We start from the raw sequence: 10,565 nt of genomic DNA, 5'->3' as shown, positions 1-10,565 counted from the left end.
TGAACCTGCAATTGCCTTGTACACGAAGCTCGGGACCCGCGAAGATGTCATGCATTTCGATTTCCCATTGGACTAACAGCAGCCGTTCGATCCAGTCGCAGCATCCCTCAAAATGGGCTCAAACCGAGCTTCTGCGCACTGCAGCACCGATTCCAACTACCTCAGGCTCGGACTAAAGTCGGCTCAGCGGACTTTCTGCAATTCGCTGCAATTGCTCGATCTATGCCGCGATTGCGAGAGGTCTTGCCGGAAGGGCGGATTCCGGTCATTCGCCGCAAACCGAGCGGACGTCAGCTCTGCCTTGAAAACTACTGGGGCACGATCCGACGTTTGCGCCAATGGACAAGTTGTCCGATCGTTTGCCGGACACGCTCAATTCTCCCGGCAGGGATCAGAAACCGACGTATCCTGATCCCGTTCCCCGTTGATGATCGCCGGAAAGCTTGGATATCGGAAAGCCGCGTCGCCCGCATCCCAGGTGGCGATGGCGCCACGGTGGTTCAGATGATCGTCGCTTAGTGTTTCACGGCCTTCCCAAACGGGAACCACGGGCACGCGGCCCGCCGCAAAGGTCAGGATCCAGTCTTCACGGTCACGGCGGGCGAAGAGGTCTGCCAGAAGCGCAGCCAGGCGTCGCTTGTTGCCGTCACGGCCTTGGCGCGTGCCGAAGGTCGCGGCCCTCAGGGCGTCATCTTCATTGGTGGCAAGGCGCAGGAATTCGGCCCAGTAGTGATCTTCCAGTGTCGCTATGGCCATGCGTTTGCCGTCGCGGCAGGTATAGATCGCGCTGTCCGCCATGATCTGCCGCTGGTCTTCGGGCGCTGCGTCCAGATCCCCGCGCGAGAGGGACATGGTCAGGCAGGCGGCGGCCGTGGCGTCGAAGATCGAGGTGTCGACGATCTGGCCCTCACCGGTCCGGTCCGCCTCGACAATTGCGGCGAAGGCGGCGAGGCTGGCGGCATTTACGGTCAGGGCGTCGGCCAGCCGAATGTTCGGTCGAACGACCTTGGGCTCCAGTTCGGACGGCAAGCCGAAATACCCGGCCACGCCAAGCACGGACAGGTCATGCGCTGGCATGTGGCGGTAGGGGCCTGTCGCGCCGTAACCGCTGATGGAAACGATCACCAACCCTGGCTGAATCTGGTGCAGCCAATCGGCCCCAAGCCCGAGCCGGGTCAGAACCCCAGGCCGGAAGCTTTCGATCAAGACATCCGCTTCGGCGACCAGGCGCGCAAGCGCGGCCTTGCCGTCGTCGGTCTTCAGATCAAGCGTCATGACCTGTTTGCCGCGATTGAGCAGCCGGTAGGTTTTGGGGAAAAGGCGTTCTGCCGGGTCGCCGGTCGGGGGCTCGATCTTTGTCACTTCGGCACCAAAGGTGCGCAGCGTGGCAGCGGTTGCGGGGCCGGGGTAGAGAAGCGAAAGGTCGAGCACCCGCTTTCCTGCAAGCGGCTTCGGAAATCCGGGCATCATCCGACCCGATCCAGCAGCGCCTTGGCAATTGTGTTCTTCTGAATCTCTGACGTGCCCGTGACGATCCGGAAGGTGCGCAGATTGCGGAAGATGTACTCGATCGGGCCACCCTTGAGCAGACCGACACCGCCATGTACCTGCATCGCCCGGTCCGCGATGCTGAACCCTTTCTCGGCGCAGAACAGCTTGCACATCGAGGCCTCGGCGCGGATGTCATGCCCCGCATCAAGGCGCCGCGCCGCGTCGAACATCATCGAGCGCCCGGCATAGAGGTCCGTCGCCATGTCGGCCAGCATGTGCTGGATCGCCTGAAAACTGCCGATCGGGCGGCCAAATTGCTGGCGTCCCCCGGCGCGTTCAATGGACAGATCCAGCGCCAGCCGGGCGAAGCCCATCATCGTCGAACAATGCAGCAGCCGGTTCACCGAAATCCGGGCCATGCCAAGGCGGAAGCCCGTGCCTTCCTCTCCGATCAGGTTCGCCTCGGGGACGATCACGTCCTCGAAGACCAGATCGGCATGGGCCCCTTTGCCGGACAAGACCTCGTAATCCGTCCGTTTCGATGCGCCTTGGCTATGCAGGTCGACAAAGAAGGCAGAGATACCGCGCGGCCCGGCCTCGGCGTCGGTGACGGCCAGAACGATGGCCACATCGGCAAAACTGCCGCCAGAGATGAAGCGTTTGACGCCGTTCAGTCGAAAGCCATCCGCCGTCTTTTCGGCTCGCGTCTTGATCGAGGCCGCGTCGGAGCCCGCCCCGGCTTCTGTCAGGGCAAAACAGACGGCAAGATCGGCGGTCTGGATCGGCTTGAGAAAGGTGTCGACCTGGTACGGGCTGGCCTGTTTGAACAGATGCCCGACCCGCGGCGGGCCGGACAGGTCGCCCAGCACGTGGCTGGCTAGGACCGACCCGGACATCAGCGCGGCTTCGCGCACGGCGCAGATATCGGCCACCGAAAGGCCCTGACCGCCCAGGTCCTTGGGCAACAGGTAGGAATAGAAACCCCGCTCGGCGGACATCTTCCAGACCTTGCGCAGGGTGTCGTGATCGACCGGGGTGTCCCAGTCGATACCCTGGTCGCGTTCAAACTCCGCGATCTCTCCGGTCAGGAAGTCGATCAGGGGTTCCGATGCTGTCAGCGCAGCGTCGCCGCCGCGAAAATCGCCAAGCGCGCGGGCACGGGCCTTGTCGCGGGCAATGTGAAAGGTGTCAGGCATCACACTTTCCTTTCGGAATCGGCCCAGTAGCTGTCACGCACCTTGCGGCGGACGATCTTGCCATTGGGGTTGCGGGGCAGGTCCTGCGCGAAGTCGAAGCTGCGCGGGCGTTTGAAACCGGGCAGGTTCTCCCGGCAGAAGGTTTCAAGGATATCTGGCGACACCTCGGCCCCGTCCTTTGTCACGACAACCGCCTTCACGGCTTCGCCCCATTCGCGGTCGGGCACGCCCACGACGGCAACCTCGAATACGGCGGGATGGCTGTAGAGAACCTTCTCGACCTCGGATGGATAGACGTTGAACCCGCCGGAAATGATCATGTCCTTCTTGCGGTCGACGATGAACATATAGCCCTCGTCGTCCTGTGTCGCGACGTCGCCGGTATGGTATGCGCCGTCCTTGAGCACCTCTTCCGAGAGCTCGGGCGCGCCCCAGTAGCCCTGCATGATATCCGGACCGCGCACGACGATTTCGCCCGGCTCGCCAAGCTCACATTCGCTGCCGTCGTCGCGCAGGATGCGGACATCGTTGTCGAAATAGCTGCGACCGCAGCTGGCAAGCCGGCTGCGATCCCCGGCCAGCGCGTCCACGTGGTCCTGCGCGGTCAGGACCGTGATGGTCGAGGTCGTCTCGCCCGCGCCGTAGCCCTGGGACAGGATCGGTCCGAATGTCTCCATGGCTTCGGCGACCACCGAGGGGGCCATGGGCGCTGCCCCGTAGACGACCCCAGTCAGGCTGGACAGGTCATGCTTGGGCACGTCGCCGGACGCAAGGATGCGGGAAACCATCGTCGGCACCAGAAAGATGCGGTTGATCCGCTCCTTCTCAATCGTGGCCAGGAATTCGGGGATGTCGAACCGGTCGAACAGGACATTGCAGCCACCCATGTAAAGCGTTGGCAGGATCGACATGCCGGATGCATGGGTGATCGGGCCGACATGTCCCATGGTCAACCCGATGCCACTGTCTTTGCCGGGCCGGATCAACTGCTTGCGCAGCAGGGCGGCGCGATTGCCGTAGCTTTGCATCGCGGCCTTCAGCACACCCGATGACCCCGACGTGTAATGCAATACTGCAAGGTCGCTGTCCTGAGTGTCGAGGCTGTCGAAGCCGGTCTTCCCGAGGTCCAGGATGTCAGAGTAACGCACATCGCCCGCATCGCCCGAGATCGCGACGATCTTCTTCAGGCGTGGCATCTGGTCCCGACGCTCGGCCAGATCGGCGGCGTGCTTCGGCCCGGCGATCACGACCTCCGCGTGACTGTCATTGATGACATGCACCGACTCCTCGGCCGAGAGGCGCGCGTTCACCGGCACCTTCACAAAGGCGCCTTTGTAGCAGGCAATTTCCGTCGCCAGGATCTCGACGCAGTTCGGGGCTTGCATGGCAACGTGAGTGCCCTTGGGGAAACCCGCGGCCATCAGGCCGGTCGCCAATCGGCTGGTTTCTGCATCAAGCTGTGCGAAGGTCAGACGCCGCGTCTTGTCCACGGCAGCCATGGCGTTCGGCCAGTAACGTGCAGACCGCTGCACAACTCTTCCCAGATTCATCGGTCTCCTCCCGAGTATTTCTGGGGCAAGCTATCTCCGCCTCTGGCTATTTCTGAAAAACAGTTTGCGTCTGGCCTCTATACGGTTTTGATATCGCCACAGGAGGAGCGGGCATGAACTCAAGACAGCTTCAGTATTTCGACGCGGTTCTGCGGGAGGGCGGTTTTTCTGCTGCGTCACGGCGGTTGAATGTCGCCCAGCCCGCGCTCTCGGGTCACATCGCCTCGCTTGAGGCAGAACTGGGCGTGAAGCTGTTCGAACGGACGAACAAGGGTGTCACGCCGACCTCGGCCGGGATCCGACTGGGCCATCACGCCGAGGCGATTCTGAGACAGCTGGACGCGGCCACCGCGGATGTGAGCGGCGGCGAAGACAGCCCGAGCGGAGAGGTCATGGTCGCGTTGCCGTTGACTGCCGCCTATCTCTTGTCTGCACGCATCTACGAACGCGTGGCCCGCGAATTGCCCCGGGTGAGCCTACGGGTCGTAGAAGGGCTGAGCTTCGAGAGCGGCGACATCATGTCTTCCGGTCGCGGCGATCTGGGACTGGTGCCGAACGCAGCTGACCTGCCGAATCTCGAAGCGATCACTCTATTTCAGGAGAACCTCTATCTCGTCGGCAAATGGGACGGGGTTTCGCCTCGCATCGGCGAAGTGCCTCTGAGAGACTTGCCGGACTATCCGTTGATCCAGACGCATAAACGCGTCGTCTTGCGGCGCTCGATCGAAGAACTTGCGGCGTCCCAAGGTGTGCGTTTGAACACGTCCTTCGAGATCACCGGTCTTCACGTTCTCTATTCCTTGCTTGAGGCCGGTCTGGGTTACGCCATCATGAACTGGGCACTTCTAGGGAGCCGTTGGGACATGAACGTCCTGGCCGCGTGGAAGATCGTCGAACCTGAAGCAAAGCGCACGATTTCGCTGACCTGGCCCCGCAATCGCCCCATGACGGACGCAGTTCGCGCAGTTCGCAGGATCCTGGTGGAAATCCTGCGCGAGGTTGTCGCGGAAGGACGATGGCCCGCCAGCGACGTTTCACTGCATGACGAGAGTTGGCTATAGCGTAGATGTATAGCTGACATTTCGAACCTGTATTTTGGTATTGCGGTTTCTCCGCCCTACGCTGAAAGCTACTTGCAAGGAGGAGGCAAGACATGACTCATACAAAATTCCCGGGCGCATTGCGCCGTGTCGCAACGGCGCTGACCCTTGGCCTGCTGGCCACGCCCGCATTCGCCGATTTCCCCGAAAAACCCGTGACCGTTCTGGTTGGCTTCGGTGCCGGCGGCGGCACAGACACGCTTGCCCGGCTGATCGGCAAAGAGGCTGAGCAGGCTCTCGGCCAGCCGGTCGTGATCGAAAACGTGCCGGGCGGCGGCGGCGTTGTCGCGGCGACAAAGCTTATGAACGCCGAACCGGATGGCTATACGATCGGCATGGCCGTGACGTCGACATTCTCCTATGCCCCGCTGGCGTCAGAGTCGGTCAAATATAACGCGGATACGTTCGATTATCTCACCTCGGCGGCGATGCTTCAGAATGCGATTGTGGTCGGAAAAGACTCGCCCTTCAAGACATGGGAAGATGCGGTCGCCGCGGGCAAAGGCGGCCAGAAGATCTCCTTCGGTTCGTCCTCCCCGGCGGTCAACCTGATCATGAGCTACGTTGCGGCACAGGATGACTACGACATGAAGATCGTCCCGACCAAAGGCGGCGCGGAAATCATGAAGGACGTCATGGGCGGCCACATCGACATGGGGTGGAGCGCCGGTGTTCATCAGCGCTTCGGCGACGATGTGAGGGTTCTGGCGGCGGCGGGTCTCGAACGGCTGGCAAGCTCTCCGGATGTGCCAACCTTGCAGGAGCTTGGCTATGACGTTGGCGACGAGACCTACTTTCTGTTCTTCGCTCCCAAGGGCATTCCCGAAGACGTCTTTGAAACGCTCTTTGATGCCTTTTCGAATGGCGCAAAGAATGCGGAAGTCGTATCCATGGTCGAGGGCAAGATGGGCTTCCCGTCCACGGTCCTGACGCCCGAAGAGCTGCGCGACAATGTGGCAAAATCCACGGCGCATTACGAGAAACTGATCGCTGCGGCGGGTAACTGAGACATCAGATGACCCTGCGCATCTTCGAAGCACTTGTGGGGGCCGGCGTGACACTGCTAGCCCTCGGCATCTGGCTCTGGGGTATTCCCGCCTGGGTGGAGCCGAATGATTTCGTCACGGTGTCGCCCGACCTGATGCCCCGTGTTGCGGTTGGTGCCATAGGCGCACTCGGCTTGATGATGTGCCTGCACCGGCTCTTTCTCGAACCGGATCGGACAACCCCGGCGCCGATCGACGCGACATCGACCATTATGACCGTGATCGTTCTGGGTCTCTTCGCCGTTGCCGTCACGCTGATGTTGACCGTCGGCTATCTTGTTGGCGGCGCCTTCATCACCGGCGCCCTGACGATTTTCATGGGACAACGGAAATGGTGGGCCATCGCGCTCACCGCCCTTTGTCCGCCGCTCCTGCTCTGGGGCTTTTTCGAAGTCCTGTTGGGCATCCCTTTGCCCTGATCGGACCAGCCAAATCAGGTACTTTCATGCTTGAAACCGTCATCACCGCCTTCTCGGACGCCTTCACCGTCCAGACGCTTATCCTGATCGTCGTGGGCGTCTTCGTTGGCCAGTTCTTCGGGGCAATCCCTGGCCTGTCCGCGATCACCGCCATCGCCATCGCCGTGCCGTTGACCTACTATTTCACGCCGGTCGGTGCGCTGGCGTTCCTCGTGTCGATCAACAAGGGCGGCACGGTCGGGGGCTCCGTTTCGGCGATCCTGATGAACACGCCCGGCTCGCCCGAGGCGGCGGCGACAGCTTTCGACGGACACCCGTTGGCGAAGCAGGGCAAGGGTCTGAAGGCGTTGAAAATGGCACTCTTTTCCTCGGTCACCGGGGACACGCTGTCGGATTTCGTCCTTTTCGCCGTGTCGGCCCCGCTTGCGCTGATCGCGATCCGGATGGGTCCGACAGAGATGCTTGCAGTCATCGTCTTCGCCCTCACCATCATTGCCAGCCTTGTCGGCAAGTCCATGTTCAAGGGTCTGATCGCCGCCTTCTTCGGTCTGCTGCTGGCCACCGTCGGACTGGACCCCGAAGGGGGCACCAGCCGCTTCATTTTCGGCATGCCGGACCTGATGGACGGACTGCCCATTTCCGCAGTTGGCATCGGTGTCCTGGCGATGGCCGAAGTGCTGCGCCAGCTCGTCCTGCTGCGTGGATCCGCCGGGGACAGCCATCTTCCGCTCAGCTCCGAACGGCCCGAGGACAAGCGGCTCAGCTGGTTTGAATATCGCGCGTGTCTGCGCACGATCCTGCGGTCCGCGGCCATCGGAACCGGTATCGGTGCCCTTCCGGGGATCGGGTCCAGCGCGGCGGCCTTCATCGGCTACAACGCGGCAATCCGGGCATCGAAACATCCCGAGACGTTCGGCAAGGGCAACATCGAAGGCGTCGCCGCAACCGAAAGTGCAAATAGCTCGGTCGTGGGCGCGAACTTTATCCCGCTGCTCTCGCTCGGCATTCCCGGCAATGTCGCGGCTGCCCTGATCCTCGGAGCCTTCATCGTGCATGGTATCCAGCCCGGGCCGCATTTGATGACCGAACAGGGCCGGTTGGTGTACGCCATGTTTGCGGCCATGGTCATCGCGAATGGAACCAACCTGATCATGGGCTATTTCGGCCTGCGGGTCTTCGCGCTGGCGGCCCGTGCTCCGGCCCTAGTCGTCTTCCCCACCATCGGGTTGGTCTGCCTGACCGGTGCCTTCCTGACCTCCGGCACCTTCGGGCTGCCGCTTGTTGTGGGCTTCGCCGTGATCGGCTACCTGATGCGGGTGCTGGATTTCTCTTTCGTGACCTTCATCATCGGCTTCGTCCTGGGCCCTAGCTTCGAGCTGTCCTTCCGGCAGACAGTCATCCTCGCGGATGGGGACATTGGTTATTTGTTTGACCGCCCGATCGCCATGGTTATCTTCGGACTGGCGCTATTCACGCTGACCCGGACAGTCTGGCGCCACGTCACCCAAGCACGAAAGCCTTTAACTATCTGACGGACCCGGGAACCGGCGTGATGACTGTTTTTCACGCCCAAGCTGCATGAGAGCACGCGTGAGAAGAATGCTGGCATGACTGTCGCAAGTGCCGTGTCCAAAGGCGCGCCAGTGCAATCCGTTCTCGACTGTTTATCGGGCTGGGAATTTGAACTCGATACAGCAACGAATCAGCGCGTTTTGGTGAAATGCAACACTACAATTGTTCCGCATTTACGTAGGCGGCCGGCATCAGCCGAACATCATGGCCCAGCTTGCGCAGCTCTCGGCCCCAATGATGCGCAGAACCACAGGCTTCCATGCCGACCACACATCTCGGCAAGGTCTCGAAGAATGCCAAAAGCTTCGCCCGCTTGATCTTCTTGTTGAGGATCTTGCGCCCAGTAGCCGAAACGCAGTGTACTTGGAAAACGTCCTTGGCCAAATCCAGGCCCACGGTTTTTACTGTCATTGGGTGGCTCCTTTCCTTGAAGTCGATGACAACTGCACTTTGGCACGTTCGATGCCGGTGAAGCAGGAGCCATCCACCTCATCCGCTAAGGGCCGGGAGCGCCAACTGGGCCCAGGTTTTCGGCGACGCAACGATGACAACCGCGATCCTGGACCGACTCACTTACCGCAATCACATTCTGGAAACCGGCAAAGACAGCTACCGCTTCAAGGTCAGCGCCGAGGCCACCAAGAAAACCAGAAGGGAGACTGCTACATTGACCAGGTCATGAACAAAGACACATACTGAGGGTGGGTCAAATCTCGGTGAAAATACCGGGTCACTTCTCAGCGGAAATCAACAGCCGAAGTGCAACTCGCCATTAAGTAGATCGCTTTAGCGGTTGTTGTCGCGAGGTGAGCAACAGCGGTCCACGTGTTTATCAAAGCAAAAAACCTTTCAAACGAAGCCGCGGATGCATACGATCGTTAACCTAGGACCGAAACCGGTGAGCGCCATCAAGGTTTGGATCCGTACAGTCTAATTGTCATGTTTCCCGATATGCTTCCGCTTTGGACCTGTGCTCAGGCCTCCATGGAGACGGCAGCGCCGCTTTCCGGGGACGACTTTCATCTGACAATGGCCTCCAGTGCGAGTTTTCGCGCCGCAGTTGGGGCGCTTGTTCTTGGGTAAAGGGTTTTCGCCTTCATCCAAGCCCAATTCTTCCATCCACCTGCAAATCTGGCCATCGCACTTTGAGCACGACTTTTGATACCTCGGATTTTTTTTCTTTCTGCCGGGCATGACCGCCAGCGTGATTTCAAATCCTGCCAGTTAACCGGTGCTGTATTGCAGAGTTCGATTATCATCTTTTCTAAGTTGCTCGGTCGTCCCATGAGAAACACCATAAATTTCCAACAGAGTTGGCGAACCCCATGACGAGGCTCCAATCCGTACGTCGCACGTTCTTTTGATCTAATTTTTCTAGAATGGGGCGGCCATTCGGAGCCTGTCTGCGCTTGGGAAAGGTTGCCAGACTTCTGACGACAACAATCCACGCCAGCGTCACACACGTCACACCTCCTAGAGGGCCATCGTCCGCTGCGGCAATCGTTGCCTGACGCTTATTCGCGTTAGTTTGTTTAGTTGTCGTGTTCAGCTTGCCAGAAACGTGACGACGGTTTTGACATTCGTCATGAATTTGGTCGGCGACAGCGAACACCATGGTGTTCGAGGTATTCGTAAACATGAAAGGCTTCCATGCCTTGCTGGCTAGGGCGGCTCGTGCTAATCATCTAATTAGAAACGTATGATGAATAGCCGCCGCCCGTGTACCAGACGGGTGGCGGTTTTTCTTAGGTAAGCACGTCGTCTTTAGCGGCTTCCCAGGCTTCCAGTTCGCAGAGACTCCAGCGGGTGCAACCGGGCGACAGAACTACCGGTTTCGGAAAGCCTGGGTCGGACTTTACCCAGCGCCAAGGAGTCGAACGATAGACGCCGTAGCGTGCGGCATGTGTCAATGCACTCCATTTGATTGCTATGGAGTGTTTCTTGCCGCGACAGCGCCGTGACAGTGGCGGGCAGTGTCACACCTTTTTCAGAGTTCACCCTTTTTGTGCCGGTAATAAAGTTGAATGTTCGCAGCCACTGAAGTTCCCTTGTGACCTGCCCCCCTTCGGTCCCTCGTTCATAACGAGAGTCTGCGGGTTTGATCTTGATAATCATGGGTTTCGGTTTGGGCAAGCGCGCCGGGCGCGGAGCCCTCAAATTGCTCAAGCGCTCGGCGCGCTTGCAGTGGCGT

At 60.1% G+C, this 10,565-nt stretch carries 9 protein-coding genes and 2 pseudogenes; 5 read left to right on the top strand and 6 right to left on the bottom strand.

Features of this window, described 5'->3' with window-relative positions; all coding sequences use genetic code 11:
• Positions 1 to 372 precede the first annotated feature (372 nt).
• Genes ACU0FH_RS10965 through ACU0FH_RS10955 form a run of 3 tightly spaced genes read right to left on the bottom strand, consistent with a single transcriptional unit; the run spans position 373 to position 4,237 of the window.
• Complete coding sequence (locus ACU0FH_RS10965) at positions 373 to 1,470, bottom strand: CaiB/BaiF CoA transferase family protein (RefSeq protein WP_446194645.1); 1,098 nt, start codon at positions 1,468 to 1,470, stop codon at positions 373 to 375.
• Positions 1,467 to 2,687 (bottom strand): acyl-CoA dehydrogenase family protein, encoded by a 1,221-nt coding sequence (locus ACU0FH_RS10960; RefSeq protein WP_446194643.1) that lies wholly within the window; start codon positions 2,685 to 2,687, stop codon positions 1,467 to 1,469. Before ACU0FH_RS10960 ends, ACU0FH_RS10965 begins: the two co-directional genes overlap by 4 nt.
• Positions 2,687 to 4,237: an AMP-binding protein gene (locus tag ACU0FH_RS10955; protein ID WP_446194641.1), complete on the bottom strand. Its 1,551-nt coding sequence runs from the start codon at positions 4,235 to 4,237 to the stop codon at positions 2,687 to 2,689. The genes ACU0FH_RS10960 and ACU0FH_RS10955 overlap by 1 nt, the downstream gene beginning before the upstream one ends.
• A 113-nt stretch (positions 4,238 to 4,350) precedes the next feature.
• On the opposite strand from ACU0FH_RS10955, the gene ACU0FH_RS10950 reads away from it, so the two are divergent.
• The 4 genes from ACU0FH_RS10950 (at position 4,351) to ACU0FH_RS10935 (ending at position 8,334) form a co-directional block, all read left to right on the top strand.
• Positions 4,351 to 5,298 (top strand): LysR family transcriptional regulator, encoded by a 948-nt coding sequence (locus tag ACU0FH_RS10950; RefSeq protein WP_446194639.1) that lies wholly within the window; start codon positions 4,351 to 4,353, stop codon positions 5,296 to 5,298.
• Positions 5,299 to 5,390: 92 nt separating this feature from the next.
• Positions 5,391 to 6,344 carry a Bug family tripartite tricarboxylate transporter substrate binding protein gene (locus tag ACU0FH_RS10945; protein WP_446194638.1) on the top strand — a complete coding sequence of 318 codons (954 nt, stop codon included), beginning with the start codon at positions 5,391 to 5,393 and terminating at the stop codon, positions 6,342 to 6,344.
• Between the two features lie 8 nt (positions 6,345 to 6,352).
• Positions 6,353 to 6,802, top strand: coding sequence for a tripartite tricarboxylate transporter TctB family protein (locus ACU0FH_RS10940; protein WP_446194637.1), 450 nt, complete (start codon positions 6,353 to 6,355; stop codon positions 6,800 to 6,802).
• A 26-nt stretch (positions 6,803 to 6,828) separates the two neighbouring features.
• Complete coding sequence (locus ACU0FH_RS10935; RefSeq protein ID WP_446194635.1) at positions 6,829 to 8,334, top strand: tripartite tricarboxylate transporter permease; 1,506 nt, start codon at positions 6,829 to 6,831, stop codon at positions 8,332 to 8,334.
• 214 nt (positions 8,335 to 8,548) lie between these two features.
• Here the strand turns inward: ACU0FH_RS10935 and ACU0FH_RS10930 are convergent.
• Positions 8,549 to 8,785: pseudogene (locus tag ACU0FH_RS10930) on the bottom strand (IS110 family transposase); the annotation flags it as partial.
• A gap of 100 nt (positions 8,786 to 8,885) precedes the next feature.
• On the opposite strand from ACU0FH_RS10930, the pseudogene ACU0FH_RS10925 reads away from it, so the two are divergent.
• A pseudogene (locus ACU0FH_RS10925) lies at positions 8,886 to 9,056 on the top strand (ATP-binding protein); the annotation flags it as partial.
• A 248-nt stretch (positions 9,057 to 9,304) separates the two neighbouring features.
• Here the strand turns inward: ACU0FH_RS10925 and ACU0FH_RS10920 are convergent.
• Both ACU0FH_RS10920 and ACU0FH_RS10915 read right to left on the bottom strand, forming a co-directional pair.
• Complete coding sequence (locus tag ACU0FH_RS10920; protein WP_446194634.1) at positions 9,305 to 9,493, bottom strand: HGGxSTG domain-containing protein; 189 nt, start codon at positions 9,491 to 9,493, stop codon at positions 9,305 to 9,307.
• Between the two features lie 145 nt (positions 9,494 to 9,638).
• Positions 9,639 to 10,013: a hypothetical protein gene (locus ACU0FH_RS10915; protein ID WP_446194633.1), complete on the bottom strand. Its 375-nt coding sequence runs from the start codon at positions 10,011 to 10,013 to the stop codon at positions 9,639 to 9,641.
• Positions 10,014 to 10,565: the final 552 nt, after the last annotated feature.

It is taken from the genome of Heliomarina sp. (assembly GCF_052826185.1).
The sequence above is the reverse complement of the archived record's forward strand: the minus strand, read 5'-3'. Positions and strand labels throughout refer to the sequence as shown.

What these genes read in the sequence shown, in the direction of transcription:
- ACU0FH_RS10965 (WP_446194645.1), bottom strand. Translation starts at nt 1,470, where the DNA reads ATGATGCCCGGATTTCCGAAGCCGCTTGCAGGAAAGCGGGTGCTCGAC.
- ACU0FH_RS10960 (WP_446194643.1), bottom strand. Translation starts at nt 2,687, where the DNA reads ATGCCTGACACCTTTCACATTGCCCGCGACAAGGCCCGTGCCCGCGCG.
- ACU0FH_RS10955 (WP_446194641.1), bottom strand. Translation starts at nt 4,237, where the DNA reads ATGAATCTGGGAAGAGTTGTGCAGCGGTCTGCACGTTACTGGCCGAAC.
- ACU0FH_RS10950 (WP_446194639.1), top strand. Translation starts at nt 4,351, where the DNA reads ATGAACTCAAGACAGCTTCAGTATTTCGACGCGGTTCTGCGGGAGGGC.
- ACU0FH_RS10945 (WP_446194638.1), top strand. Translation starts at nt 5,391, where the DNA reads ATGACTCATACAAAATTCCCGGGCGCATTGCGCCGTGTCGCAACGGCG.
- ACU0FH_RS10940 (WP_446194637.1), top strand. Translation starts at nt 6,353, where the DNA reads ATGACCCTGCGCATCTTCGAAGCACTTGTGGGGGCCGGCGTGACACTG.
- ACU0FH_RS10935 (WP_446194635.1), top strand. Translation starts at nt 6,829, where the DNA reads ATGCTTGAAACCGTCATCACCGCCTTCTCGGACGCCTTCACCGTCCAG.
- ACU0FH_RS10920 (WP_446194634.1), bottom strand. Translation starts at nt 9,493, where the DNA reads ATGGAAGAATTGGGCTTGGATGAAGGCGAAAACCCTTTACCCAAGAAC.
- ACU0FH_RS10915 (WP_446194633.1), bottom strand. Translation starts at nt 10,013, where the DNA reads ATGTTTACGAATACCTCGAACACCATGGTGTTCGCTGTCGCCGACCAA.